We start from the raw sequence: 26362 nt of genomic DNA, 5'->3' as shown, positions 1-26362 counted from the left end.
GACTACTTCGTCCCTAGTTTGTATTACGTCAGCTCTTGCCGGCGATTGTCACGTCTTTGATTTCGAGGGTTTGCTTCGGTGCTCCGGTCCCATCTCCCATGTCAGCGATGACGCCCGCTTTGTTCACCTTGTCCAGGATGTCGAGCCCCTTGGTGATCGTACCCACCGGCGTGTAATCCGGGGTGAGTCCGAGATCGCCGTAAACGAGGAAGAACTGGCTCCCCGTGCTGCCCGGCGCCGAGGTCTTCGCCATCGCCACCGTGCCGCGCTTGTACGTGGCCCCCTGGAGGTTCTCCTCGGCCATCACGTAGCCGGGGCCGCCCGCGCCGTCCTGGCTCTTGCCGTCGGCCTTGGCCGTCGGGTCGCCGCACTGCAGCATCGGGAACTTGTCGCTGCCGAGCCGGTGGCACTTGCTGCCGTCGTAGAACTTCTTGGAGGCCAGGAAGGCCAGCGAGTTGGTCGTGCACGGCGCCTTGGCGTTGTCGAGCTCGACCACGATGGCGCCCAGGTTGGTGTCGAGCGTCATCGTCTTCTTGGCCGGTTCGGTCTTGACCTTGGCCGGCGGCATGCCGACGTCCTTGACCTGACCGCCGGCCGCCTCCTTGACGTAGTCGCAGGTGCCGGCCGCCGCGTTGTACGGCTTGGGCCCCGTGCTGGGCGGGGCCGACGCGGTGTCCTGCGGGGCCGACGCCGAGGGCGAGGCGGACGCCTCGGTCGTCGAGTCGCCGCCGCCGAGCAGCGCGACCGCGGCCACGATGCCGCCCACCACGACCACCACGCCGACCGTGGAGCCGATGATCGCGGTGCGCTTGGCCTTCTGCTCGCGCTCGATGCGGCGCTGTATCTGCCGCTCGTAGTGCTCACGTGCCAGCTGCTTCTGCCGGTCCTTGCCCGTGGCCACCGCTTTGCCTCCCATAGTCAATCAACTGAGGTGGGCGAATCGTATCGGCCAATGGGTAATGATTCGCAGCCCGGCGACCCGCACCGGTACCCTTCGGTTACATTCCCATTGGCTTTTCGACGAGATCACCTGAGGCAGATGCTCATCGCAGGCTTCCCCGCAGGGGCCCTCCAGACCAATTGTTACGTCGTCGCGCCCGCGGCCGGCGAGGAGTGCGTGATCGTCGATCCGGGCCAGGACGCCGCCGAAGGCGTCGAGGAGCTGCTGCGCGAGCACCGGCTCAAGCCGGTCGCGGTGCTGCTCACGCACGGCCACCTCGACCACGTGTGGTCGGTCGCCCCGGTCTGCGGCGCGCGCGACGTCCCCGCGTGGATCCACCCCGACGACCGCCACCTGCTGAGCGACCCCTCGGCCGGCTGGGGCGGCGGCGTGTCGCTGTTCGGCGACATCAGGCTGAGCGAGCCCGACGACGTGCGCGAGCTGTCCGACGGCGCGGCGCTCAGCCTGGCGGGCCTCGATCTGGTGGTCGACCACACCCCGGGCCATACCAGGGGGTCGGTGAGCTTCCGGCTGCCCGGCGACGAGATCATGTTCTCGGGCGACCTGCTGTTCGCCGGCTCCGTCGGCCGTACCGACCTTCCCGGCGGCGACTACGCGACCATCCTGCGCAGCCTGGCCACCAAGTGCCTGCCGCTGCCTGACGATACGGTCGTCCTGCCGGGCCACGGACCACAGACCACCATCGGCCGCGAGCGCGCTACCAACCCTTACCTGAAGGAAGCGGCGCCGCAGGCCGGTCCCACACGAGGGATCTAATGAGCTTCCAAGCGCCGAAAGGCACCTTCGACTGGCTGCCGCCCAGCTCCGAGGCCATCCTGGCCGTGCGCGAGGCACTGGCGGCGCCCCTGAGGCGGGCGGGCTACGGCTACGTCGAGACCCCCGTCTTCGAGGACACCGAGCTGTTCAAGCGGGGCGTGGGCGAGTCCACCGACGTGGTCTCCAAGGAGATGTACACCTTCCCCGACAAGGCGGGCAGGTCACTGACCCTGCGCCCCGAGGGCACCGCCTCGGTCGTGCGCGCCGTGCTGCAGCACAACCTGCACAACGGCCAGCTCCCGGTCAAGCTGTGGTACTCCGGCAGCCAGTTCCGCTACGAGCGTGCCCAGAAGGGCCGCTACCGCCACTTCTGGCAGGTCGGGGCCGAGGCGCTCGGCTCCGAGGACCCGGCGCTCGACGCCGAGCTGATCGTGCTCGGCGCGCGCGGCTTCGCCTCGCTGGGCCTCACGCGGGTCAGGCTGCTGCTCAACTCGCTCGGCGACAAGAACTGCCGGCCCGCCTACCGGGCCGCGCTGCAGGACTTCCTGCGCGTGCTCGACCTCGACGAGGAGACCAGGGCCCGCATCGACATCAACCCGCTGCGGGTGCTCGACGACAAGCGGCCCGAGGTGCAGGCGCAGCTCACCGGCGCGCCGCTGGTCGTCGACCACCTGTGCGCCGCCTGCAAGGCCTACCACGAGGAGGTCCGCGCGCTGCTGACCGCCTCGGGCGTGGCCTTCGAGGACGACCCCCGGCTGGTGCGCGGGCTCGACTACTACACGCGCACCACGTTCGAGTTCGTGCACGGCGGGCTCGGCTCCCAGTCGGCCGTCGGCGGCGGCGGCCGCTACGACGGGCTCAGCGAGATGCTGGGCGGCCCGCCGCTGCCCAGTGTCGGCTGGGCGCTCGGCGCCGACCGCACGTACCTCGCCATGGAGTCCGAGGGTCTGCTCGGCGACGCCGCGCCGGGCCGCGTCCAGGTGTACGGTGTCCCGCTGGGTGACGACGCCCGCCGCCGCATGTTCCTGCTCGTCTCCGAGCTGCGCGAGGCGGGCATCAGCGCCGACATGGCCTTCGGCGGCAAGGGGCTCAAGGGTGCGATGAAGGGCGCGGACCGTTCCGGCGCCCGGTTCGCGCTGATCCTGGGCGAGCGTGACCTCGCGGCCGAGGCCGTGCAACTGAAGGACCTGACCACCGCTGAACAGACCGAGGTGCCACTGGCCCAGGTCGCCGACGTTTTGAAAGGGAAAGTGCAGTGATCCGCACGCATACGGCCGGGTCGCTCCGCGAGGAGCACGCCGGGCAGCAGGTGACGCTCGCAGGATGGGTGGCCCGCCGCCGTGACCACGGCGGCGTGGTCTTCATCGACCTGCGCGACGCCTCCGGCTCGGCGCAGGTGGTCTTCCGCGAGGAGGACCACGCCCACGACCTGCGCGCCGAGTACTGCGTGCAGGTGGTCGGCCAGGTCAGGCTGCGTCCGGAGGGCAACGAGAACCCCGAGCTGCCCACCGGCGCGATCGAGGTCGTGGCCGAGCGGGTCGAGGTGCTGAGCGAGTCCGCGCCGCTGCCGTTCCCCATCGAGGGCAACGTGGGCGTGTCGGAGGAGGCCCGGCTCAAGTACCGCTACCTCGACATCCGCCGCCAGCAGGTCGCGAGCGCCATGCGCACCCGCTCCAAGGCCACCTACCTGGCCAACGAGGTGATGCACGAGCTCGGCTTCGTCTACGTCGAGACCCCCACGCTGACCCGCTCGACCCCCGAGGGCGCGCGCGACTTCCTGGTCCCGGTCCGCCTGCAGCCCGGCAACTGGTACGCCCTGCCGCAGTCGCCGCAGCTGTTCAAGCAGCTGCTGCAGGTCGCCGGCCTGGAGCGCTACTACCAGCTCGCCAAGTGCTACCGCGACGAGGACCTGCGCGCCGACCGCCAGCCCGAGTTCACCCAGATCGACGTCGAGATGTCCTTCGTCGACCAGGAGGACGTCATCGAGGTCGGCGAGAAGCTGGTCGGCCGGCTGTGGCGGGAGATCCTCGGCTACGAGATCCCCATGCCGCTGCCGCGCATGACCTACGCCGACGCCATGGCCCGCTACGGCTCCGACAAGCCCGACCTGCGCTTCGGCCAGGAGCTCGTCGAGATGACCGACTACTTCGCCAGCACCTCCTTCCGCGTCTTCCAGGCCGACTACGTCGGCGCGGTGGTCATGCCGGGCGGCGGCTCGCAGACCCGCAAGGAGCTCGACGGCTGGCAGGAGTGGGCGCGCAGCCGCGGCGCCAAGGGCCTGGCGTACGTGCTGGTCCAGGAGGACGGCACGCTCGGCGGCCCGGTCGCCAAGAACCTGTCGGAGGCGGAGCTGTCCGGCCTGGCCGCCAAGGTCGGCGCCAACCCGGGCGACGCGATCTTCTTCGCCGCCGGCGCCCGCTCGGCCTCCCGCGACCTGCTGGGCGCGGCCCGGCTGGAGATCGGCCGCCGCTGCGGCCTGATCGACGAGTCGCAGTGGTCGTTCCTGTGGGTGGTCGACGCCCCCATGTTCGAGGAGGACGGCGAGGGCGGCTGGACGGCCGTGCACCACCCGTTCACCGGCCCCAAGCCGGAGTGGGCCGACAACTTCCAGGACCACCCGGGCGAGGCCCTGGCCTACGCCTACGACATGGTCTGCAACGGCATGGAGATCGGCGGCGGCTCGATCCGCATCCACCGGGCCGAGATGCAGCAGCGGGTCTTCGACGTGCTCGGCATCTCCAAGGAGGAGGCCGAGAGCAAGTTCGGCTTCCTGCTGGAGGCGTTCAAGTACGGCCCGCCCCCGCACGGAGGCATCGCCTACGGCTGGGACCGGATCTGCATGCTGCTGTCCGGCGGCGACTCGATCCGCGACGTGATCGCGTTCCCGAAGACCGCCTCCGGCTTCGACCCGCTGACCGCCGCGCCGACGCCGATCACGGCCGACCAGCGCAAGGAGGCGGGCGTCGACGCCCAGCCCAAGTCCGAGTCCTGACACGGAGACGGCGGGCGCCCCCTTTCGAAAGGGGGGCGCCCGCCGTCTTGGTTCTCCGCGCTACCTCACGGTGACGCGCTTGATGATGATCGGGTTCTTCGGCGCGGTCGAGCCGCCGTCGCCCACGATGTCGTCGCCGTTGACGATGACGCCGTCCTTGGCGACCTTCTCGATGATCTCCAGGCCCGAGCGCACCATGCCGAGCACCGAGTACTGCGGCTCCAGCTGGCCGTTCTCGTCCGACACCGAGATGGCGAACTGGCTGCTGTTCTGCCCCGCCGCGCCGTCGGGCTGGGTCAGGAACACCACGCCCCTGGTGTAGGGGACGGCGCCCACGGCCTCGTCGCCGAACACGTAGCCGGCCGTGCCCTGGCCGTCGGTCGGGTTCCTGCCGTCGGCCTTGGCCTGCGGGTCGCCGCACTGCAGCAGGAACAGGCCGGCCGTCTCCGGCGTCACCAGCCGGTGGCACTTGGTGTTGTCGTAGAAGTGCTTCTTCGACAGGAACGCCATCGAGTTGACCGAGCACGGGGTCGCGTTCGGGTCGACGTCGATCACGATGTCGCCGTGGTTGGTGCTCACGGTCATCGTCTTGAGCTTCAGGTTGGGCCGCTTGCCCGGCAGGCCGACGAACTTGTTGGGCGCGGACTCGTCACGCTTGTACGTGCACGACACCTTGCTCGCGTTCTTCGGCGGCGCGGTGCTCGGGAGCTCCGTCGGCGCGGGAGAGCTGCTACTGGCCGAGGGCGAGGGGGTGCTCGCCGCCGCGGTCGGCTTCTTGTCGTCGCCGACCAGGGTGGTCGCGGCGAAGATGCCGCCCGCCACCACGACGACGGCCACGCCCGCGCCGATGAAGGTGTTCCGCCTGGCTTTGGCGCTCTGCTCGGCCGCGCGCCGCGCCTGCCGCTCCTTGTGCTCCCGGGCCAGCTCGCTCTGGCGGTCGTCGCCGCTCACCGGTTGTCTCCTTCATCTTTGCCGACACATGACCAAACAACTCCGCGAATGCTACCGGCCTCCGATATGTGCCGGGCGTAAGTGGCGGAAGCCGCCGACTGGGGCAAGTGGGAGATAGAACTATCTGGCGTGACGATTCGTAGTCCAGGTGAGCCCCTTTCCAAGGAGTGACCGTGTTCGAGCAGATCCTCGGCTTGCCGGCCCATCCGCTGATCGTCCATTTCGCCGTGGTGCTGACGCCGCTGCTCGTGCTCGTGGCGGGGGCGTACACGCTGGTGCCTCGCGTACGGGCCTCGGCGGCGTGGGCCGTGGTGCTGCTCGCCGTGGCCGCCCCCGCGGCGGCCCTGGCGGCCAAGGAGAGCGGCGAGAGCCTGAAGCGGGCCCGCTTCGCCGACGTGGAAGGCGCGCTCGGCGCGCGCGTCGCCGCCCACGAGAGCTTCGCGAACCCGCTGCTGCTGTCGGTGGCCGGCCTGGCCGCCGCCTCCCTGGCCCTCGTGTACGCCACCACCCCAGGACGCCGTTCGGTCACCTCCGACCGGTTCGGCAGGCCCGTCACGTTCGTCCTGTCGGGGCTGACGGTCGTCCTGGCCGTCGTGGCGGGGTACTTCTGCTTCCGCGCGGGCGACTCCGGGGCCAGGGCCGTGTGGGCCGCGGCGGGTCTGAGCGGCGTGTAATCTCGCGTTGTGGATAGCCTGTTCGATTCGGCGGCTGAGGAGGCCACCCCGCAACCCCTCGCGGTGCGGATGCGCCCGCGCACCCTCGACGAGGTGATCGGCCAGCGGCACCTGCTGGGCTCCGGCACCCCGCTGCGGCGGCTCGTCGAGAGCGAGGCCCCGATGTCGCTGTTCCTGTGGGGCCCGCCCGGCACCGGCAAGACGACCCTGGCCTACGTCGTCTCCAACGTCACCAAGCGCCGTTTCGTCGAGATCTCCGCCGTCTCGGCCGGCGTCAAGGACGTCCGCGCCGCCATCGACAACGCCCGCCGCGAGCTGGGCATGAGCGGGCGCCAGACCGTGCTGTTCGTCGACGAGGTCCACCGCTTCAACAAGGCCCAGCAGGACGCCCTGCTGCCGGCGGTGGAGAACCGCTGGGTCACCTTCATCGGCGCCACCACCGAAAACCCGTACTTCTCGGTCATCTCGCCGCTGTTGTCGCGTTCGCTGCTGCTCACGCTGGAGTCGCTGACCGACGACGACGTACGCGCCGTCCTGGAGCGCGCGGTGGCCGATCCGCGCGGCCTGGGCGGGCGGGCCCGGCTCGCCCCCGAGGCCCTCGACCACCTGGTGCGCCTGGCCGGGGGCGACGCGCGCAGGTCGCTGACCTACCTGGAGGCCGCCGCGCTGCTGGCCGACGACATCACCGTCGAGGTGGTGGAGAAGGCCGTCGACAAGGCGGCCGTGCGCTACGACCGTCAGGGCGACCAGCACTACGACGTGATCAGCGCGTTCATCAAGTCGATGCGCGGCTCCGACGCCGACGCGGCGCTCCACTACCTGGCCCGCATGATCGAGGCCGGCGAGGACCCGCGGTTCATCGCCCGCCGCATCGTCATCTTCGCCTCCGAGGACGTCGGCATGGCCGACCCCACCTGCCTGCAGACCGCGGTGGCCGTGGCCCAGGCCGTGCAGCTCATCGGGCTGCCCGAGGGGCAGATCAACCTGGCCCACGCCGTCATCCACTGCGCGATGGCGCCCAAGTCCAACGCGGTCGTCAAGGCCATCGGCGCGGCGGTCGGCGACGTGCGCAAGGGGCTGATCGGCCAGGTACCCGGCCACCTGCGCGACGCCCACTACCCGGGCGCCGCCAAGCTCGGCCACGGCGACGGCTACAAGTACCCGCACGACTTCGACCACGGCCTGGTGCGCCAGGACTACGCGCCCGAGCAGGTGCGCGAGCGCCGCTACTACGAGCCCACCAGGCACGGCGCGGAGGCCCCCGTGGCCGACCGCTGGGCCAGGATCCGCGACTTCCTGCGCGGCTCCTGAACCGTCCCGCCCGCACACTGGATTGATCGCCACCATGACCGACCACCGCGCGAGCTTCGACGCCCGCATCACCTTCGGCAACGGCGGCGACCTCACCGTCCACGGCTTCCGCGTCGACCTGCCGGGCCCCGGCGCCTCCGAGGGCGAGATCGCCGCGTGGCCGGCCGAGGGCGGCGCGTCCCTGGTCGGCACCGACAACCTTGACGGCACCGCGTACGAGAACGGCACCGCGTACGAGCGCGACGCCGCGCGTGACGGCGTCGCGGCGCGTGAGGGCGACGGCGTGCGTGCGGACATCCCGGCTCTCGGCGCGCTGCTGGCGGCGGGGGTGCCGGTCGTGGAGGGGCTGGCCGGGCTCGACCGGCTGCCGCCGACCGGCGCCCTGTTCAGGGCCGCGCCGCCGCTCCTGGAGGGCGCCGGCCGGGTTCCGTACGCGCCTTCGCCCGTGTCCCCGAGGTGTGACGGGATGCGGGCCGGGCAGCGGAACGCCTGGTCGGAGCGGCATGCGATCGGTCACGGAAGTGCCCGGAGGCGACCCGGCCGCCGGATCGGACCCGTTTTCCTCACTAACGTTGTCGCCGGGACGCGATAAGGTTCTTGCCGTTCCGGCCCAGCGTACGAGGGAGATGAGCGGATGCTTACCGCTGGAGAGGTCGCCGGCCTGATCGCGGCCACGGGCTGGATTGTCCTGGTCTGCGTTCTCGCCATGGTGCTCGTCAAGCTCGCCAGGCTGCTCACCGAGACCACCAAGGCGGTCTCCGACCTGAACAACCGCCTGGTGCCGCTGCTCGACGACGTGAGCGTCACGGTCAACGAGACCAACCGGCAACTGGTCGCGGTCGAGGCCATCGCCCAGGACGTCAAGCAGGTCAGCGCGCACGCCGCCAAGCTCAGCGCGGTGACGCAGACCATCCTCACGGGCCCGTTGATCAAGGTGTCGTCGCTCGGCTACGGCGTGCGGCGCGCCATCGAGGCCCGCAGGCCGCGGAGGCGGTCCCGGTGATCAGACGGCTGTTCTACCTCTCGCTCGGCGCGTTCCTCGCCTTCTGGGTGATGCGCAGGCTGCAGGCGCTGCACCCGACCCACGTCGTCCGGCGTACGGCCGACGGCGCGGCGGGCATGCTCGCGCGGGTGAGAGACTTTACCTCTGACGCTCTCGGCGAGGCCGCCGAGCGCGAAACCCAGTTGCGGGCGCGCTTCGGGCTCGACAACGCTGAAATCGACAACTGACTACCAGCAAAGGATGGCCACAATGGAGTCGGCAGAGATAGCCCGCCGCTTCCTGCGCTTCTTCGAGGAGCGTGGGCACAAGGTCGTGCCCTCGGCCAGCCTGATCGCTGAGGACCCCACGCTACTCCTGGTTCCTGCCGGTATGGTGCCGTTCAAGCCGTACTTCCTGGGGCAGCGCAAGCCTCCGGCGTCACGGCTGGCCACCGCGCAGAAGTGTGTGCGCACGCCCGACATCGAAGAGGTCGGCAAGACCACCCGGCATGCCACCTTCTTCCAGATGCTCGGCAACTTCTCCTTCGGCGACTACTTCAAGGCCGAAGTGATCCCGTTCGCGTGGGAGCTGCTCACCCGGTCCGAGTCCGACGGCGGCTTCGGCTTCCCCGAGGAGCGCCTGTGGGCGACCGTCTACCTCGAGGACGACGAGGCCTACGACATCTGGCGCAACAAGGTCGGCGTGCCCGAGAGCCGCATCCAGCGCCGCGGCCTGGAGGACAACTACTGGCACATGGGCGTGCCCGGCCCTGGCGGCCCCTGCTCGGAGATCTACTACGACCGCGGCCCCGAGTACGGCAAGGAGGGCGGCCCCGTCGCCGACGAGGACCGCTACCTCGAGGTCTGGAACCTCGTCTTCATGCAGTACCAGCTCAGCCAGGTCCGCACCAAGGTCGACTTCGACATCTCCGGCGAGCTGCCGGCCAAGAACATCGACACCGGCATGGGCCTTGAGCGCATGGCGACGATCCTGCAGGGCGTCGACAACCTCTACGAGATCGACACCACCTACAAGATCCTCGACAAGGCGGCCGAGCTCACCAAGACCCGCTACGGCCGCGACCACCGCGCCGACGTGAGCCTGCGCGTGATCGCCGACCACGTGCGCACCGGCACCATGCTGGTCGCCGACGGCGTCATGCCCGGCAACGAGGGCCGCGGCTACGTGCTGCGCCGCATCCTGCGCCGCTCGGTGCGCAACCTGCGCCTGCTCGGCTCCGGCGACGAGCGCTACATGCACGAGCTGACCGACGTCGCGATCAACGTGATGGGCGAGCAGTACCCCGAGCTCAAGGTCGACGCGCCGCAGATCCACGGGATCATCGACGCGGAGGAGGCGTCCTTCCTGGGCACGCTCCGCACCGGCACCGCGATCTTCGACGTGGCCGTCGAGGAGACCAAGCGCAAGTCCGGCACGACGCTCTCGGGCGACCAGGCGTTCAAGCTGCACGACACCTACGGCTTCCCGATCGACCTCACCCTGGAGATGGCGGCCGAGCAGGGCCTGAAGGTCGACGAAGAGGGCTTCCGCCGCCTGATGAAGGAGCAGCGGCAGAACGCCAAGGCCGACGCGGCGGCCAAGAAGACCGGCAACGCCGACATCTCCGTCTTCGGCCACCTGCTGGAGAAGGCCGGCAAGATCGACTTCCTCGGCTACGACGAGACCCAGGCCGAGACCTCCGTCGTCGGCATCCTGGTCGACGGCGTCAGCGTGCCGGCGGCCGGCGCGGGCACGACCGTCGAGATCGTGCTCGGCCGCACCCCGTTCTACGCCGAGGGCGGCGGCCAGCTCGCCGACCAGGGCGTCATCCGCACGGCGGGCGCCGAGGTCGAGATCCTCGACGTGCAGTCGCCGCTCAAGGGCCTGATCGTGCACCGCGGCAAGATCCGCAGCGGTGAGCTGAAGGCCGGCGACGAGGCCCAGGCCGAGATCGACGTCGAGCGCCGCCGGGCGATCTCGCGCAGCCACAGCGCCACCCACCTGGTCCACCGCGGTTTCAAGAACGCGCTGGGCGAGACGGCCGCGCAGGCGGGCTCGGAGAACTCTCCTGGCCGCTTCCGCTTCGACTTCACCGCGGCGGGCGCCGTCCCGGCCAGCGTGCTGCGCGACGTCGAGGACGAGGTCAACGCGGTGCTGATCAACGACCTCAAGGTCAACGCGTTCTACACCTCCCAGGCCGAGGCCAGGGCGATGGGCGCGCTGGCGATGTTCGGCGAGAAGTACGGCGACGAGGTCCGCGTGGTCGAGATCGGCGACTACTCGCGCGAGCTGTGCGGCGGCACCCACGTCCACAGCTCGGGGCAGCTCGGCCTGGTCAAGGTGCTGGGCGAGCAGTCGGTCGGCGCGGGCGTGCGCCGGGTCGAGGCGCTGGTCGGCATCGACGCCTTCCGCTTCCTGGCCCGCGAGAGCGTGCTGGTGGCCCAGCTGTCCGAGCAGCTCAAGGCGCGTCGCGAGGAGCTGCCCGAGCGCATCGAGGGCATCGTCACCCGCCTGCGCACCGCCGAGAAGGAGCTGGAGAAGGTGCGCTCGGCGCAGGTGCTCCAGGTGGCCGGCGAGCTGGCGTCCCAGGCCCGTGACCTGCACGGAGTCTCCGTGGTGACACACCGCGCGCCTGATGGCACCGGTGCCGACGACCTGCGTAAGCTCGCGCTTGATGTGCGTGGCAGATTCCCGGCCGACCGGCCGGCGGTCGTGGTGATCGCCGGCGCCCCCTCCGACCGGCCCGTGGTGGTCGCCGCGGTCAACGAGGCGGGGCGCGAGCGGGGGCTCAAGGCCGGAAGGCTGGTCGGCGTCGCCGCCAAGGCTCTTGGGGGTGGCGGTGGCGGCAAGGACGATGTCGCGCAGGGCGGCGGTACGCGGCCCGAGGCGATCGGCGACGCGCTGGGCCTGGTCGAACAGGCCATCGGCGAGCAGATCGGATGACATGAGGTTCGGTTCGCGGATCGGCGTCGACGTCGGATCCGTACGCATCGGCGTGGCCCGCAGCGATCCCAGTGGGGTGCTGGCCACGCCGGTCGAGACCGTGCGGCGGGGCAAGGGCGACCTCGACCGCATCGCCGAGATCGTCGCCGAGCACGAGGCGATCGAGGTGATCGTGGGGTTGCCCACCTCGCTGTCCGGGCGTGAGGGGCAGGCGGCCGGGCTGGCCCGCGCGTTCGCCGCCGAGCTGGCCGGGCGGCTGGCGCCCACGCCGGTGCGGCTGTTCGACGAGCGGCTCACCACGGTCGCGGCCCAGCACGGGCTGCGGGCCAGCGGCGTACGCGCCAAGAAACAGCGCGGGGTCGTCGACCAGGCGGCCGCCGTCGTGCTGCTCCAGGACGCCCTCGACTCCGAACGCGCCACCGAGAGACCACCAGGCAGGCCCGTCGAACCGCCCCCCGCGGCGGCCGACGGACCTGCCTCATGACCGGGCGGCACCGCGAGGCCCGCCACGAGGCCATGACCCGTGCGTCCGCTCCGATGCCGCCTGCCCGGCGCCTGCCCGGCGAGGTGGCCGCGTGAACGCCACCCCTGAGGACGACGGCGGCGAGGTGGTCCCGTTCCGGCGGGAGGACTCCGAGCAGGAGACACCGCCGGAGCCGGCGGCCGGGGAGCCTCCGGGGACCGGCGGCCAGCCGCCGCGCCGGGGCCGGGCCCTGGGCAAGGCGGGGCTGATCTCCGCCGCGCTGGTGGCCGCCCTGGTGGCGGCGGGGGCGGGCGCGCTCATGGTGGTCAGGCCGTACCTGAGCCCCGACGACTTCGAGGGCGTGGGCAGCGGGACGGTCACCGTCCGGATCCCGCCCGGCGCGAACGCCGAGGACATCGGCACCGCGCTGGCCGACGCCGGCGTGGTGGCCAGCTCGCGCTCGTTCGTGAACGCGGCCCAGGAACGGGCCGTGGCCAACCGGTTGCGTCCCGGCCACTACCGGCTGCGCAAGGGCATGGCCGCGGGCGCGGCGCTCGACCTGCTGCTCGCGCCCGCCTCCCGGCTCGTCAGGCGGGTGGCGGTGCCCGAGGGACTGCGCGCGGGCGAGGTGCTGCGGCGCGTCGCCCAGCTGGCCGCGCTGCCGCTGAAGGAGCTGCAGGCCGTCGACAAGAGTCTCATCGGGCTGCCCTCGTACGCGCCCGGGATCGAGGGCTTCCTGTTCCCCGCCACGTACGACGTCGAGCCCGGCGACAAGGCCGTGGACGTGCTGGCCGCCATGGTGGAGCGCTGGGGCGTGGCCGCCCGGCAGATCCATCTGGCGGAGGGGGCCCGGCGGCTCGGCCTGACCCCGCTGGAGGCCCTCACGGTCGCCAGCCTCGTCCAGGCGGAGGGCGGCACCGACGCCGACTACCCCAAGATCGCCAGAGTGATCTACAACAGGCTCAGGAGCAACACCCCGCTGGAGCTCGACACCACGGTCCTGTACGCGCAGAACCGTCGGTCACTGAAGGTGACGGAGAGCGACACCAAGGTGAGCTCCCCCTACAACACCTACCGCCGCCGCGGGCTGCCGCCGGGGCCCATCGCCAATCCCGGGGAGAAGGCGCTGCTGGCGGCGCTGAACCCGGCCGCAGGTGATTGGCACTGGTTTGTGACGACGGATCCGGCGCATAGAATCACCAAATTCACTAACAAAGAGAGCGAGTTCGTGAGATACCGGGAAGAGTTGAACAAGAACCTCGGGACGGGCTGATGTTCTGCGGGACCCCCCCTGTCCCCGCGCAAAAGCCCCGTACTGGGTCATGCGCCCTCTTCCCATCCCCTAGCATGGCTACCCAGAGTGATCTCCGCTGGTCGTGGGAGCATGCCCGGCGGATCCCCCCGTTCCGCCCGGTGACCCCGGCCGGTTCGGCACAACCGCTTGACGCCGAACGGGCCGTACCGGGAGATTGGCCAGCGCACCTATGAGCGATCTCGATCTGAACTCCCTGCTCGGCACCGAGGACGACGAGGGTCGGTCCCGGCGCCGTACCCGTGGCTCCGGCAAGCGCGGCGGCGGCAGCCGCCGGCGGCGCAGACGCCGCAACCGGGGCCGCTTCGTCGCGCCGCTGCTCGCCTTCGTGGTGCTGGCGGGCATCATCGGCGGCGGCGGCTACTACGGCTACCTGTGGCTCAGCGACGCCCTCGTGCCCGACGACTACACCGGCCAGGGCACCGGCGAGGTGATCGTCGAGATCAAGGACGGCCAGAGCGCGTCGGAGGTGGCCGAGGAACTGGCGCGCCTGGGCGTCGTGGCCAGCGCCAGGGCGTTCAGCAACGCCATCGGCAACGCCGGCAAGAGCGGGTCGCTCCAGCCGGGCCAGTACAAGATGCGCAAGAAGATGTCGGCGGCCGGCGCGGTGGCGATGCTGAGCCCCGAGAACAAGCTGCTGGCCAAGGTGGCGGTCAAGGAGGGCCTGCGCCTGTCCGACACGCTGTCCACGCTGGCCAAGGCGACGGGCAAGCCGGCCAAGGGGTTCGCGGCCGCGGCCAAGGACACCGGCGACCTCGACCTGCCGTCCTACGCCAAGGGCAAGCTGGAGGGCTACGCCTTCCCGGCCACCTACGACTTCCCGCCCAACGTGACCCCGGCGCAGATCCTGGGGGCGATGGTCAAGCGGTTCAACCAGACGGCCGAGGAGGTCGACCTCGTAGGCGGCGCCAAGGCCCTCGGGCGCAAGCCCCAGGACATCGTGGTCATCGCCAGCATCATCCAGGCCGAGGCCGGCCGGTTCGAGGACATGCCCAAGATCTCCCGGGTCATCTACAACCGGCTCCAGCACGAGCCGGAGATGAAGCTGGCGATGGACAGCACGGTCATGTACGCCCTCAACAAGTACCGCACCGCCGCCACCATCGCCGAGACGAAGACCAAGAGCCCGTACAACACGTACATGTACCTCGGCCTGCCGCCCGGCCCCATCGCGAACCCGGGCCAGCACGCCATCGAGGCCGCGCTCAACCCGGCCAAGGGTGACTGGCTCTACTTCGTCGCCACCGACCCCAACAGCAACGTCACCAAGTTCGCCACCACCGAGGCCGAACGCCAGGCGCTGCTGGCCGAGTACAAGCGGAACGGCGGCTGACCCCCGCGGCGGGCCGCGCGACGACCGGTGGCCCGCCCGCGGCGTGGTAGGAGCAGGGATCCGTGTTTCCGGAAGGAGTGTCGATGCGGGCTGCGGTCATGGGCTCGCCCATCGGGCATTCGCTCTCGCCCCACCTGCACAGGGCCGCCTACGCGGCGATGGGGCTCGACGGGTGGAGCTACGAGGCGATCGAGTGCGACGAGGCGCGGCTGCCCGGCCTGCTCGCCGGGCTGACCCCCGTACGCGGGCAGGGCGGCGGCGAGCGCGCCTGGGCCGGCCTTTCGCTGACGATGCCGCTCAAGCGGGCCGTGCTGCCGCTCCTCGACACCGTCTCCGACCTGGCCGTCGAGGTGGGCGGGGCCAACACCGTGGTCTTCGGCGACGGCCTGCGCCACGGCCACAACACCGACGTCCACGGCATCGAGCAGGCGCTGGCCGAGGCGGGCGTGCCCGCGCCGCGGTCGGCGACCGTCCTGGGCGGCGGCGCCACGGCCGCCTCCGCGCTGGCGGCCCTGCGCAACCTGGGGCTGTTCTCGGCCACCCTGCTGGTACGCGACCCGGCCAGGGCGGGGGAGACGGCCGAGGTGGCCGAACGGCTGGGTGTGAGGCTGGCGGTGGAGACGTTCGACAAGCTCGACGCGTACACGGGGGTGGACCTGGTGGTCTCCACGCTGCCCGCCGGGGCCGCCGACGCCTGGGCGGAGCGGCTGGCCCGGGTGCCGGCGCTGTTCGACGTGGTCTACGCCCCCTGGCCGACCAGGGCGGCCACGGCGGTCCGCGACGCGGGCGGCACGGTGGTCGGCGGCTTCGCGATGCTCCTGCACCAGGCCGTGCGCCAGGTGGAGCTGATGACCGGCCGCACGGACGTGCCGGTCGAGGCCATGCGCGCGGCGGGCGAGGCCGAGATCTCCCGCCGGGCCGCGGCCCGGCCGAGCTGATCTCCCGGACGATTACCCGCGCCGGCGGGATGATTCGAGGCGCCTGCGTGGTTGTGGTAATGTAGCTCTCTGATCGGTCCGGCACGCCTTGCTGGACGCGCAAGCGGAGGTCTCCCTCCCACCTGAGTCACCGAAAGGTGGCCGGGTCCAGGATCACGCCGGACTCTCCGGGGAGCTCGAGGCCACGAAGCCACAGAGCTCAGTGGCCCCGCATGCGCGACGTGCGGGGCTTTTCGCGTCTTCGGCGCGGAAGGCCCCCGCCACGACGAGCACGTAGGGATCGCAAACCTAGGAGGCCCCATCAGCACTGAGCCCCGCATCAACGAGCGTATCCGAGTTCCCGAGGTTCGCCTCGTGGGCCCGAACGGCGAGCAGGTAGGCATCGTCAGCATTCATGACGCGCTGAAGCTCGCCCAGGAGGCCGACCTCGACCTCGTCGAGGTCGCGGCCACGGCTCGACCGCCCGTGTGCAAGCTCATGGACTACGGCAAGTTCAAGTACGAGTCCGCGATGAAGGCGCGCGAGGCGCGCAAGAATCAGGCGCACACGATCATCAAGGAGATCAAGCTCCGGCCGAAGATCGACCCGCACGACTACGAGACCAAGAAGGGTCACGTGGTGCGGTTCCTCAAGGCGGGGGACAAGGTCAAAGTCACGATCATGTTCCGTGGACGTGAGCAGTCCCGGCCGGAGCTCGGCTTCCGGCTGCTGCAGCGGCTCGCGGAAGACGTCCAGGAGCTCGGGTTCGTGGAGTCCCAGCCCAAGCAGGACGGCCGTAACATGATCATGGTGATCGGTCCGCACAAGAAGAAGGCCGAGGCCAAGGCCGAAAAGGCCGCTGCCAAGGCGCAGCGTGACGGCGAGGAGCCTTCCATGTACGAAGGGGAGTCCTCCGCGCACGAAGGGGAGCCTTCCGCGCACGAAGGGGAGCCTTCCGTGGAGGAAGCGGAACCTTCCGTACAGGAAGCGTGACCTGCGGCTGGGGTTAGCCTTACAGCACGCGCCCCAGCAGCCGCCGGCAGACGAACCAGCCGCGACCGGGCCGGCCAGCACCGGCCCGGCCACCGGCACGACCGAATTGAGGAGAGACGGCGACATGCCGAAGATGAAGACGCACAGCGGTGCGAAGAAGCGGTTCCGGCTCACCGGCACCGGCAAGCTCAAGCGCCGCCGCGCCAGCCGCGCGCACTACAACGAGTGGAAGTCCTCCACGCTGACGCGTCGTCTCAAGGGTGAAGTCGTCGTTTCGCCGGCAGACACCAAGAAGATCAAGAAGCTGCTCGCCAAGTAGCGCGAACCCCCGGGGAGAAGAACATGGCACGCGTGAAGCGGGCGCTCAACGCCAAGAAGAAGCGCAAGGTCGTCCTCGACAGGGCGAGCGGTTACCGTGGCCAGCGGTCACGGCTGTACCGCAAGGCCAAGGAGCAGATGCTCCACTCGATGACGTACGCCTACCGGGACCGCAAGGACCGTAAGGGTGCGTTCCGCCGTCTGTGGATCCAGCGGATCAACGCCGCTGCCCGCGCCAACGGCATGACCTACAACCGCCTGATCCAGGGCCTGCGCCTGGCCAACATCGAGGTCGACCGCAAGATCCTTGCCGACCTCGCGGTCAACGACGCCCCGACCTTCGCCACGCTCGTCGAGGCCGCCAAGAAGGCGCTCCCGGCGAACGTGAACGCTCCGGCCGCCGCGAGCTGAGGTCGCCTTCAGACACATGAGGGCCCACCGTCACGGTGGGCCCTTTTGCTGTATCCACGCACGATCAGGGGGAGAGCATGGCCGGGTCCGAGCTGACCAACGTGAAGTCGCCGAGGGTGAAGGCCGCACGCAGGCTCACCAAGCGCGCCTTCCGGGAGCAGGACCGCAGGTTCCTGGCCGAGGGGCCGCAGGCGGTGCGCGAGGCGCTCAGGCTCGACGGGGTGACCCTGGAGCTGTTCACCACGGCCGAGGCCGAGCTGCGGCACGCCGAGCTCATCACCCGGGCCACGCTGCAGGGGGTGCCCGTCCACCGGGCCAGCGGCGAGGTCATGTCGGAGCTGTCCCAGACCGTGACCCCGCAGGGGCTGCTGGCGGTGTGCCGGCTGGTGCACGTGCCGCTGGAGGAGGCGCTGGCGGGGGAGCCGAAGCTGGTCGCGATGCTGGCGCACGTACGCGACCCGGGCAACGCCGGCACCGTCATGCGGGCGGCCGACGCCGCCGGGGCGGACGCGGTGATCTTCACCGACGCCTCCGTCGACCCGTACAACGGCAAGTGCGTACGCGCCAGCGCGGGCAGCCTGTTCCATTTGCCCGTCGTCATCGGTGCACCGGTCGCCGCCGCCGTGCGTCAACTCAGGGAGCGGGGCATGCGCGTGCTGGCGGCCGACGGCGCGGGCAAGCACACGCTCGACGACGTGGATCTTTCCGGACCGACCGTGTGGATCTTCGGGAACGAGGCCTGGGGACTGCCGGAGGAGATACGCGCCGAGGCGGACGATGTGGTCAGAGTGCCCATCTACGGACAGGCTGAAAGTCTCAACCTGGCCACCGCCGCGGCGGTGTGCCTTTACTCCTCCGCCAGGGCTCAGCGAGTGCCCTAGAGGACCGGAAACCCGCTATTGTCGGCGTTGTAGGCGGAGGAGGCGAGGTCGTGCACGGCGCAGAAACCGACGGACGAGTCGTGGCCGCCGCGTGCACGATCTCCATCGACGACCTCCCCGACGGCCTCATCGTGACCGACCGATATGGGTGCGTGCTGGCCGTCAACCGGGCCGCCGTCCGCCTCACGCGGGTCGCCATGGAACGCGCGGTGGGCCGGGAGATGAACGAGGTCTTCCCCTTCCGCGACCACGACGGGCGCGAGTGGTGGAAGGGGCTCGATCCCGAGGGCGGGCTGCGTACCAGGACCAGGGTCCCCGAGCGGCCGCTGCACCTGCCGGGCGGGCAGGAGCTCTACGTCGCGGCCCGGCTGGTGCGCGAGCCCGAGCGCGGCGGCGAGGTCGAACGCGTGACGATCACCCTGCGCGACGGCGGCGCCCGCGCGCGGCTGGAGCGCAGCCGCGCCGACCTGGTCTCCACCGTGGCCCACGAGCTGCGTTCGCCGCTGACCAGCGTCAAGGGCTTCACCGCCACCCTGCTGGCCAAGTGGACGCGCTTCACCGACGAGCAGAAGCGCGTCATGCTGGAGACCGTCAACAACGACGCCGACCGCGTCACCCGCCTCATCACCGAGCTGCTCGACGTCTCGCGCATCGAGTCCGGGCGGCTGGAGGTGCGCCGCCAGGTCGTCGACCTGCCGGCCAGGGCGCGCCGGCTCGTGGCCGGCAGGGTCGCGGCGGGCGACTCCGAGGACCGCTACCGCCTGATCGTCGGCGACCGGCTGCCCGAGATGTGGCTCGACCAGGACAAGATCGACCAGATTCTGGGTAATCTGGTGGAGAACGCGGTGCGCCACGGGCGTGGCACCGTGACGATCGAGATCGAGTCCGTCGGATGGGGAGTGGCCGTGTCGGTGCGCGACGAGGGCGAGGGCATCGAGCCCGAGCTGGCTCCGCGCGTCTTCCGGCAGTTCTGGCGGGGCGGCAACAGCCGCAGGCGCGGCGGCACCGGGCTCGGCCTGTTCATCGTGAAGGGCCTGGTGGAGGCGCACGGTGGCACGATCACCGTGCAGCGCGCGCCCGAGGGCGGCGCGGAGTTCCGATTTACCGTGCCCACCGGCACACCCGACTTCGCCACGGTCTGAAGCCCCGAGCGGCTTGGCGCCCGTCGAAGTCGGTCCGGTGGGCGGGCCCCACTAGACTCATTTCCGCTCAAGCCCTGGATACGGAGCTCACTCTTGTCTGACTACGACCCCGTCGAGGTGACACCGTTGCACGCCGACGAGCTGTCCCGCATGGAGGCCGACGCCCTCACGGCGATCAAGGCGGCCGACAGCCTCGACGCACTCAAGCAGGCCAGGCTGGCGCACGCGGGCGACCGCTCGCCCATCGCCCTGGCCAACCGCGAGATCGGCGCCCTGCCGCCGGCCGCCCGCGCCGAGGCCGGCAAGCGCGTCGGCGGCGCCCGCAGAGCGATCGGCGAGGCGCTGGCCGCCCGCCAGGCCGAGCTGGAGGCCGAGCGCGACGCCCGGGTGCTCGTCGAGGAGACCGTCGACGTCACCCTGCCGTGGGACCGCCGGCCGCGCGGCGCCCGCCACCCGCTGACCACGCTGCAGGAGCGCATCGCCGACGCGTTCGTCGCCATGGGCTACGAGGTGGCCGAGGGCCCCGAGCTCGAAGGCGAGTGGTTCAACTTCGACGCGCTCAACATCGCCACCGACCACCCGGCCCGCTCCGAGCACGACACGTTCTTCGTGGACTCCACCGAATCGGGCATGGTGCTGCGCACCCAGACCTCGCCGGTGCAGATCCGCGCGCTGCTGCAGCGCGAGCTGCCGGTCTACGTGATCTCGCCGGGCAAGACGTTCCGCACCGACGAACTCGACGCCACCCACACCCCGGTCTTCCACCAGACCGAGGGGCTGGCCGTCGACGAGGGCCTGACCATGGCCCACCTCAAGGGCACGCTCGACAGGTTCGCCGAGGTCATGTTCGGCAAGGGCATCACCACCCGGTTCCGGCCGAACTACTTCCCCTTCACCGAGCCGTCCGCCGAGATGGACCTGAAGTGTTTCGTCTGCCGCGGTGCCTCGGCGGTCCCCGGCAACCCGCCGTGCCGCACCTGCAAGTCCGAGGGCTGGATCGAGTGGGGCGGCTGCGGCATGGTCAACCCGCGCGTGCTCATCGCCTGCGGCGTCGACCCCTCGCGCTACTCCGGATTCGCGTTCGGCATGGGGATCGAGCGCACGCTGATGTTCCGCCACAACGCCGAAGACATGCGAGACATGATCGAGGGGGACGTGCGCTTCACGCTCCCGTTCGGAATGGAGATCTGATGAAGGTCCCGCTTTCCTGGCTGCGGGAGTACGTCGATCTCCCGGCGGCCACCGCGCACGAGGTGGCCGACAGGCTGACCATGGCCGGGCTCAAGCTCGAGGCCATCACCTCCTACGGCCACGACGTCAAGAACGTCGTCGTCGGCGAGGTGCTGGAGATCGAGGAGCTGTCCGGTTTCAAGAAGCCGATCAGGCACTGCAAGGTCGAGGTGGGCGAGGCGACGCCGCGCGAGATCGTCTGCGGCGCCACGAACTTCGTCGTCGGCGACCGTGTGCCCGTCGTGCTGCCCGGCGGCGTGCTGCCGGGCGGGTTCGAGGTGGGGGCGCGCAAGACGTACGGGCGCATGTCCGAGGGCATGATCTGCTCCGAGCGCGAGCTGGGCCTCGGCGACGACCACAACGGCATCATGGTGCTGCCCGCCGGCACGCCCATCGGCACCGACGTGGTCGAGCTGCTCGGCCTGCGCGACGACGTGATCGAGCTGGAGATCACGCCCGACATCGGCTACGCGCTGTCCGTCCGGGGCGTGGCCCGCGAGGTGGCCACCGCGTTCGGCGTGGCCTTCCGCGACCCGGCCGACGTCGAGGTGCCCGCCGAGACCGAGCCGTCCTGGCCGGCCTCCATCGGCGACCCGACGGCCTGCGACCGGTTCGTGCTGCGCGAGGTGCGCGGCTTCGACCCGGCCGCCCAGAGCCCGCTGTGGATGCGGGTGCGCCTGAGCCGGGCCGGCATGCGTCCGGTGTCGCTGGCCGTCGACATCACCAACTACCTGATGCTGGAGCTGGGCCAGCCGCTGCACGCCTTCGACCGGTCGAAGCTGACCGGCGAGATCGTCGTGCGGCGGGCCCGGGAGGGCGAGCGGCTGGAGACGCTCGACCACGTCGTGCGCGAGCTCGACCCCGACGACATCCTCATCACCGACCAGTCGGGCCCGATCTCCATGGCGGGCACGATGGGCGGCCTGGAGACCGAGATCTCCGACGGCTCGACCGACATCGTCATCGAGGCCGCCCACTTCTCGGCGACCGGCATCTCGCGCGAGTCGCGTCGGCACGGGCTGGTGTCGGAGGCGTCCAAGCGGTTCGAGCGCGGCGTCGACCGCGAGCTGCCGCTGGTCGCCTCCTGGCGGGCGGTGCGCATGCTGGCCGAGCTGGGCGGCGCGACCGTGCAGCCCGGGGTGACGCACGCCGAGGTCGACGTCACGCCGGCGCGCATCGCGATCCCGGCCGGTCATCCGTCGGCCGTGGCGGGCGTCCCGTACTCCAAGGAGGTCGTCGTCGGCCGCCTGGAGCAGGTGGGCTGCCTCGTGGCCGACGGTGACGACCCGGCCGTGCGCCAGGGCGGCGTCGACCCGACCGGTGTCGTGACCGGCGGCGAGCTGGCGGCCAGGCTGGCCGTCACCGGGCCCGACATGATCACGGTGACCCCGCCGTCGTGGCGTCCCGACCTCACCGACCCCAACGACCTGGCCGAAGAGGTCATCCGGCTCGAAGGCTACGACCGGCTGCCGTCGGTGCTGCCCGGCGCTCCGGCGGGCGCCGGGCTGACCGAGGGGCAGCGGCTGCGCAGGCGGGTCGGCCGGGCGCTGGCCGAGGGCGGCTATGTCGAGGTCCTCAGCTACCCGTTCATCGGGGCCGACGACTTCGACCGGCTGCAACTGCCCGCCGACGACGCGCGGCGCCGGGCCATGCGCCTGGCCAACCCGCTGTCGGAGGACGAGCCGCTGATGCGCACGACGCTGCTGCCCGGCCTGCTCAAGACGCTGGTCCGCAACGCCGGGCGTGGCTTCGGCGACGTGGCGCTGTTCGAGACGGGCGCGGTCTACCGGCCCCGGGAGAACGCCCCCGCCGCCGCTCCGGTGCTCGGCGTCGCGCGCCGTCCCACCGAGGAGGAGCTGGCCTCGATCGAGGCGGCGCTGCCCGACCAGCCGCTGCGGGTCGCGGTCGTGCTGGCCGGGGAGTTCGAGCGGTCCGGCTGGTGGGGCTCCGGCCGCCAGGCCTCGTGGGCCGACGCGGTGCAGGCCGCCCGGCTGGTCGCGGCCGAGTCGCGGATCGAGCTGTCCATCAGCGCCGACCAGCACGAGCCCTGGCACCCGGGCCGGTGCGCCGCCCTCTACGTGGGCGACACGCTGGTGGGGCATGCCGGTGAGCTGCACCCGCGGGTCATCGAGGCGTACGGGCTGCCGCCGCGCACCGCCGCCATGGAACTGGAGCTGTCGCGGCTGGAGTCGGGCATGCCGGGGCCGGCGCAGGCGCCGCCGGTGTCCCCGTACCCGGTGGCGACGCAGGACGTGGCGCTGATCGTGCCCGACTTCACGCCGGTGGCCGACGTGGAGGCGGCGCTGCGTGACGGGGCCGGGGAGTTGCTGGAGTCGGTGCGGCTGTTCGACGTCTACGCGGGTGAGCAGGTGGGCGAGGGGAACAAGTCGCTCGCCTACACGATGCGGTTCCGGGCGGCCGACCGTACGTTGACGGTCGAGGAGACGACGGCGGCCAGGGACGCGGCGGTGGCGATGGCGGCCGACCGCGTGGGAGCGCAACTGCGCGGCGCCTGACACACGAAAGGCCGGTACGGATCTCCGTACCGGCCCTGTTCGTCAGGCGGTGTAAAGCGTTGTGAGGTCGATGTCGATGTCGAACGGCACGGTGAGCTTGAGCCGGTCGTGGTGGACGCCGGTGTTGGAATAGGTGTTGGTGGCGGGGTCGATCTCGTAGACGTAGACCACCGGCAGGCCCTCGACTTCTTCGATGCGCCAGAAGTGGGGGATGCCCGCCTCGGCGTAGAGGGTGGGCTTCCGCTTCCTGTCGCGCACCACCGAGTCGGGGGAGACGACCTCGACCGCGAGAACGACGTCTTTGGCGTCGAAGTAGGTGACGTCCTGCCGGATGACGGCGTTGGGGGCCAGGACGATGAGATCCGGCTCCGGCCGCTGTTCCGGCCCCAGCTTCACGCTCATCTCCTGGCGGAGCCGGTAGCCGCTGGGGGCCGCCTCTCGCAGGTGCACATGCAGCTGGAAGATCACCGTGTGATGGAAGTCGCGCTGGGGGCTCACGAAGACCAAGCTTCCGTCAATCAACTCTGTGTGCGCAGGCAGATCCGGAATGTGATCGAGGTCTTCGGCGACGTAGCCCTGCGGCGGCGGGAAGGCCCAGTCGGGGAGTGAGGAAGAGGACTCCATCTTGAGGATCACCGCTTCGGCAGTCATGGTCCAACGCTAATCAATGTATTCCGCTCACGCCCGGTGAACGAACGTACACGTGTTCAACTCGCGGGAGAATGTGGGGCATGAGGCAGTTGTTGGTGTTCGCCGAGCGGGAGGACGCCGAGGAGGTCGCCGAGGCGCTGGGCGAGTGGTTCCCCGGGCTCGGGGTGCCGAGGGTGGTGCGGGAGACGCTCGCCGGTGAGGACGACGCCGAGGACGCCCAGTGGCTCGTCGTCGTGGAGGGGCTCGACGAAGGGGCTCTGGCGAAGGTGGACGAGCTGGTGGAGCGGTACGAAGGGTGGCGGGAGGCGGAGTAGGCGCGCCGCCGGCGGCCCGCGGCCCGCGCCGCCCGCCGCGGTCGTCGGCGCTGGTCAGGTGGGCAGGGGCCGGTCAGGCGGGGGTGGGCTGGTCGGTGGACTGCCGGGTGCGGCGGGTGCGTTCCGCGACCGCGTGTTCGTCGGTCCTGGCGTCGTAGCGGCGGAACCCGGGGAGGGCGGCGGCCAGGCCCAGGACGGCGCCCACGCACAGCAGGCCGCCCGCGCCCAGCGAGAAGCGGGTGCCGCCGAAGTTGGCCATCAGGCTCGCGCGGGCGTTGCCCAGCATCGGGCCGCTGGCGTACGAGAGCAGTTCGATGCCCGCCAGGCGCCCGCGCAGCTCCTGCGGGATGGTCTGGTTCCACATCGTCGTGCGGAAGATGCCGCTGATCATGTCGGCCGCCCCGGCGAGCGCGATGCAGAGGAAGACCAGCCACACGCCGGGGGCCAGCGCGGTCAGCGTCATCGCCACGCCCCACAGCGCCGCCGCCACGATCACGCCGAGGCCCTGCCGTTGGACGCGGGCCGTCCAGCGGCCGGTCACCGAGGCGGCCAGGGCGCCCACGGCCGCCGCCGAGTACAGCAGGCCCAGCGAGTCGGGCGAGCCCAGCTCGTCGGCCAGGAACGGGAACAGCGCGTTGGACATGGCGAAGACCATGGCCGCGATGTCCACCAGGTACGTGCCCATCAGGTCTCTGCGGCCGGTGGCGTACCGCACGCCCTCGACCAGTGACCTCAGCGAGGCGGGCGCGGCGTCCTCGACGGGCGGCAGCGACCTGATGCGCCACAGCAGCGCCAGGGAGAGCGCGAAGGTGATCGCGTCGATGGCGTAGGCGACGTGCGTGCCGAGGTGGACCAGCAGCAGACCGCCCAGCGCCGGGGCCAGGATCGCGCCGAAGTTCCAGCGCAGGCTGTTCAGCACCGCGGCCGCGGCCTGCTGGTCGTGCCTGACCACCTGCTGCATCACGGCCTCCAGGCTCGGACGTTGCAGGCAGGCGATGCCGGTGGACAGGGCGCCCATCACGTACAGGACCCAGATCTGCGGGTGGGGGAGCATCGCGTTGACCACGAGGGCGGTGGTGGTCACCAGCAGGCCCAGCTCGCTCAGCACGATGATCCGGCGGCGGTCGAGCGCGTCGGCGATCGCGCCGCCCCACAGCCCGCACACCACCATCGGCACGAACTCCGCCAGGCTCATCAGCCCGACCGCGACGTAGGAGCCGGTCAGCTCCTTCATCTGGTACGGCAGCGCCACCATGGTGATCATCGTGCCGAACATGGTGACGACCCCGGCGCCGAACAGCAGGCGGTAGTCGCGGGAGTCGCGCAGCGGGCTCAGGTCGGGGGAGAGGTGACGGAGCAGGCGTATGAGTGGTGCGGGCACGAAGTCTGATTGTCCGATGACGTCCGTGGTCAGGGCAAATCATTTTGGGACGGCGAAGGCCCCCGGGGAACCGGGGGCCTTGGCGGGCGGGGTCGTCAGGCGCCGGGCACCTTGTCGAGGAAGCCGAGGACCCTGCGGATCCTGCCGTCCTCGGCCAGCTCGACCACGTCGAAGCCGACGGCCAGGGGCTCCTCGCCGGCCGGGCCGAGGTGCCAGGTGAAGCGGGCGATGTGGTGGTGGGCGTCGAACACCTCGCCGGCGGTGAACACCAGGCCGGGGAACATGCCCTGCGCGCCCTCGATCACGGCGGCGATCCCGGCGTGCCCGGCCACGTCGGCCATCGGGTCGGTGTAGGTCGCGTCCTCGGTCCACAGTTCGGCCACGGCCTTGGCGCGGGCGTCGGCGTCGGTCTCGTTCCAGACGGCCAGGTAGCGCTCGACGAGTTCGGAGGTCATGATGATCTCTCTTTCTTCAGGTGTTGCTGTTAAGGGTTTTCACAGGGAAGTCAGCGGCGGGTCCGGCGCAGGCCGGTGATCTGGAGCTCGGCGAACAGCCCCACGACCAGAGCCTGGGCGATGGCCCAGACGGCGCCGATCGTGCTGAACTCCAGCGCGCCGGTCACGACGGCCGCGACGCTGCCGAGGGTCCAGACGATGTTCAGGGCGATGACGGCCTTGACGGCGGTCTGGTTGATCGTGGGGCGCGAGGCCAGCAGGCCGACGGCGGCGCCGTACACGAGGAGGAAGATCCCGATCTCGCGCAGCAGGCCCGCGCCCGGGCCGAGCAGGTCGCTCGCGGGGGTGGCCAGGGCCAGGTAGACCAGCCCGTTGACGCCGGTGACGACGGCGTCTGCGGCCAGCGCGAGGCGCAGGAACTTGGTCCGGTCGGCGGTGACGGTGAGGGCGGTCATTCTCGGCTCCTTCAAGTGCT

The 26362-nt window shown here is 71.0% G+C and carries 26 protein-coding genes and 1 pseudogene; 21 read left to right on the top strand and 6 right to left on the bottom strand.

From position 1 onward, the window contains the following. Window positions 1–28 precede the first annotated feature (28 nt). The gene (locus tag ACIHAD_RS32985; RefSeq protein WP_397358603.1) at window positions 29–916 is read right to left on the bottom strand and encodes a peptidylprolyl isomerase; all 888 of its coding nucleotides are present in this window, start codon (window positions 914–916) and stop codon (window positions 29–31) included. Between the two features lie 123 nt (window positions 917–1039). Here ACIHAD_RS32985 and ACIHAD_RS32980 point away from each other — a divergent pair, with 123 nt between their 5' ends. Genes ACIHAD_RS32980 through aspS form a run of 3 tightly spaced genes read left to right on the top strand, consistent with a single transcriptional unit; the run spans window position 1040 to window position 4709 of the window. Further along, on the top strand, window positions 1040–1717 hold the full coding sequence (locus ACIHAD_RS32980; RefSeq protein ID WP_397358602.1) for an MBL fold metallo-hydrolase: 678 nt from the start codon (window positions 1040–1042) through the stop codon (window positions 1715–1717). Continuing rightward, window positions 1717–2976: a histidine--tRNA ligase gene (gene hisS, locus ACIHAD_RS32975; RefSeq protein ID WP_397358601.1), complete on the top strand. Its 1260-nt coding sequence runs from the start codon at window positions 1717–1719 to the stop codon at window positions 2974–2976. The genes ACIHAD_RS32980 and hisS overlap by 1 nt, the downstream gene beginning before the upstream one ends. After that, the gene (aspS, locus tag ACIHAD_RS32970; protein WP_397358600.1) at window positions 2973–4709 is read left to right on the top strand and encodes an aspartate--tRNA ligase; all 1737 of its coding nucleotides are present in this window, start codon (window positions 2973–2975) and stop codon (window positions 4707–4709) included. Before hisS ends, aspS begins: the two co-directional genes overlap by 4 nt. Window positions 4710–4769: 60 nt before the next feature. Here the strand turns inward: aspS and ACIHAD_RS32965 are convergent, their stop codons facing one another. After that, complete coding sequence (locus ACIHAD_RS32965; RefSeq protein ID WP_397358599.1) at window positions 4770–5660, bottom strand: peptidylprolyl isomerase; 891 nt, start codon at window positions 5658–5660, stop codon at window positions 4770–4772. Window positions 5661–5833: 173 nt separating this feature from the next. Between ACIHAD_RS32965 and ACIHAD_RS32960 the strand changes: the two genes are divergently transcribed. The 17 genes and pseudogenes from ACIHAD_RS32960 (at window position 5834) to ACIHAD_RS32880 (ending at window position 23086) form a co-directional block, all read left to right on the top strand. Next, window positions 5834–6334, top strand: a complete 501-nt coding sequence (locus ACIHAD_RS32960) for a DUF2231 domain-containing protein (protein WP_397358598.1) — start codon at window positions 5834–5836, stop codon at window positions 6332–6334. A 9-nt stretch (window positions 6335–6343) separates the two neighbouring features. Next, a complete protein-coding gene (locus tag ACIHAD_RS32955) occupies window positions 6344–7645 on the top strand; it encodes a replication-associated recombination protein A (RefSeq protein ID WP_397358597.1) in 1302 nt (433 codons plus the stop codon). Window positions 7646–7679: 34 nt separating this feature from the next. Then, entirely contained in the window at window positions 7680–8237 is a 558-nt protein-coding gene (locus tag ACIHAD_RS32950) for a hypothetical protein (protein ID WP_397358596.1), read from the top strand. 42 nt (window positions 8238–8279) lie between these two features. Further along, complete coding sequence (locus ACIHAD_RS32945; RefSeq protein ID WP_397358595.1) at window positions 8280–8648, top strand: DUF948 domain-containing protein; 369 nt, start codon at window positions 8280–8282, stop codon at window positions 8646–8648. Beyond that, window positions 8645–8875, top strand: coding sequence for a hypothetical protein (locus ACIHAD_RS32940; protein WP_352327836.1), 231 nt, complete (start codon window positions 8645–8647; stop codon window positions 8873–8875). Before ACIHAD_RS32945 ends, ACIHAD_RS32940 begins: the two co-directional genes overlap by 4 nt. A 22-nt stretch (window positions 8876–8897) precedes the next feature. After that, window positions 8898–11570 (top strand): alanine--tRNA ligase, encoded by a 2673-nt coding sequence (gene alaS / locus ACIHAD_RS32935; RefSeq protein ID WP_397358594.1) that lies wholly within the window; start codon window positions 8898–8900, stop codon window positions 11568–11570. A 1-nt stretch (window position 11571) separates the two neighbouring features. Further along, a complete protein-coding gene (gene ruvX / locus ACIHAD_RS32930) occupies window positions 11572–12054 on the top strand; it encodes a Holliday junction resolvase RuvX (RefSeq protein WP_397358593.1) in 483 nt (160 codons plus the stop codon). A 91-nt stretch (window positions 12055–12145) separates the two neighbouring features. After that, window positions 12146–13306 (top strand): endolytic transglycosylase MltG, encoded by a 1161-nt coding sequence (gene mltG / locus ACIHAD_RS32925; protein WP_397358592.1) that lies wholly within the window; start codon window positions 12146–12148, stop codon window positions 13304–13306. A gap of 211 nt (window positions 13307–13517) precedes the next feature. Continuing rightward, window positions 13518–14678, top strand: a complete 1161-nt coding sequence (gene mltG / locus ACIHAD_RS32920; protein WP_397358591.1) for an endolytic transglycosylase MltG — start codon at window positions 13518–13520, stop codon at window positions 14676–14678. 83 nt (window positions 14679–14761) lie between these two features. Then, on the top strand, window positions 14762–15616 hold the full coding sequence (locus ACIHAD_RS32915) for a shikimate dehydrogenase (protein ID WP_397358590.1): 855 nt from the start codon (window positions 14762–14764) through the stop codon (window positions 15614–15616). A 300-nt stretch (window positions 15617–15916) separates the two neighbouring features. After that, window positions 15917–16429 (top strand): annotated as a pseudogene (gene infC, locus ACIHAD_RS32910) (translation initiation factor IF-3); the annotation flags it as partial. A 283-nt stretch (window positions 16430–16712) separates the two neighbouring features. After that, complete coding sequence (gene rpmI / locus ACIHAD_RS32905; RefSeq protein WP_125635662.1) at window positions 16713–16907, top strand: 50S ribosomal protein L35; 195 nt, start codon at window positions 16713–16715, stop codon at window positions 16905–16907. A 23-nt stretch (window positions 16908–16930) separates the two neighbouring features. After that, complete coding sequence (gene rplT / locus ACIHAD_RS32900) at window positions 16931–17317, top strand: 50S ribosomal protein L20 (RefSeq protein ID WP_397358589.1); 387 nt, start codon at window positions 16931–16933, stop codon at window positions 17315–17317. Between the two features lie 77 nt (window positions 17318–17394). Next, the gene (locus ACIHAD_RS32895; RefSeq protein WP_397358588.1) at window positions 17395–18198 is read left to right on the top strand and encodes a TrmH family RNA methyltransferase; all 804 of its coding nucleotides are present in this window, start codon (window positions 17395–17397) and stop codon (window positions 18196–18198) included. A gap of 50 nt (window positions 18199–18248) precedes the next feature. Continuing rightward, entirely contained in the window at window positions 18249–19340 is a 1092-nt protein-coding gene (locus ACIHAD_RS32890) for an ATP-binding protein (protein WP_364097387.1), read from the top strand. A gap of 150 nt (window positions 19341–19490) precedes the next feature. After that, window positions 19491–20531, top strand: coding sequence for a phenylalanine--tRNA ligase subunit alpha (pheS, locus tag ACIHAD_RS32885; RefSeq protein WP_397358767.1), 1041 nt, complete (start codon window positions 19491–19493; stop codon window positions 20529–20531). Beyond that, a complete protein-coding gene (locus tag ACIHAD_RS32880) occupies window positions 20531–23086 on the top strand; it encodes a phenylalanine--tRNA ligase subunit beta (protein WP_397358587.1) in 2556 nt (851 codons plus the stop codon). The genes pheS and ACIHAD_RS32880 overlap by 1 nt, the downstream gene beginning before the upstream one ends. 42 nt (window positions 23087–23128) lie before the next feature. Here the strand turns inward: ACIHAD_RS32880 and ACIHAD_RS32875 are convergent, their stop codons facing one another. Next, window positions 23129–23737: a Uma2 family endonuclease gene (locus ACIHAD_RS32875; RefSeq protein WP_397358586.1), complete on the bottom strand. Its 609-nt coding sequence runs from the start codon at window positions 23735–23737 to the stop codon at window positions 23129–23131. 80 nt (window positions 23738–23817) lie between these two features. On the opposite strand from ACIHAD_RS32875, the gene ACIHAD_RS32870 reads away from it, so the two are divergent. Beyond that, entirely contained in the window at window positions 23818–24051 is a 234-nt protein-coding gene (locus ACIHAD_RS32870; protein ID WP_397358585.1) for a hypothetical protein, read from the top strand. A 73-nt stretch (window positions 24052–24124) separates the two neighbouring features. On the opposite strand, the gene ACIHAD_RS32865 is transcribed toward ACIHAD_RS32870, so the two are convergent. The 3 genes from ACIHAD_RS32865 to ACIHAD_RS32855 form a co-directional block, all read right to left on the bottom strand. Next, a complete protein-coding gene (locus tag ACIHAD_RS32865; protein WP_397358584.1) occupies window positions 24125–25432 on the bottom strand; it encodes an MFS transporter in 1308 nt (435 codons plus the stop codon). 95 nt (window positions 25433–25527) lie between these two features. Further along, window positions 25528–25887 (bottom strand): nuclear transport factor 2 family protein, encoded by a 360-nt coding sequence (locus ACIHAD_RS32860; protein ID WP_397358583.1) that lies wholly within the window; start codon window positions 25885–25887, stop codon window positions 25528–25530. Window positions 25888–25937: 50 nt separating this feature from the next. After that, the gene (locus ACIHAD_RS32855; protein WP_397358582.1) at window positions 25938–26342 is read right to left on the bottom strand and encodes a hypothetical protein; all 405 of its coding nucleotides are present in this window, start codon (window positions 26340–26342) and stop codon (window positions 25938–25940) included. Window positions 26343–26362 lie beyond the last annotated feature (20 nt).

The organism is Nonomuraea sp. NPDC052265 (genome assembly GCF_044547985.1).
Lineage (GTDB): Bacteria > Actinomycetota > Actinomycetes > Streptosporangiales > Streptosporangiaceae > Nonomuraea.
This window is presented reverse-complemented; position numbering and strand designations above follow the sequence as displayed.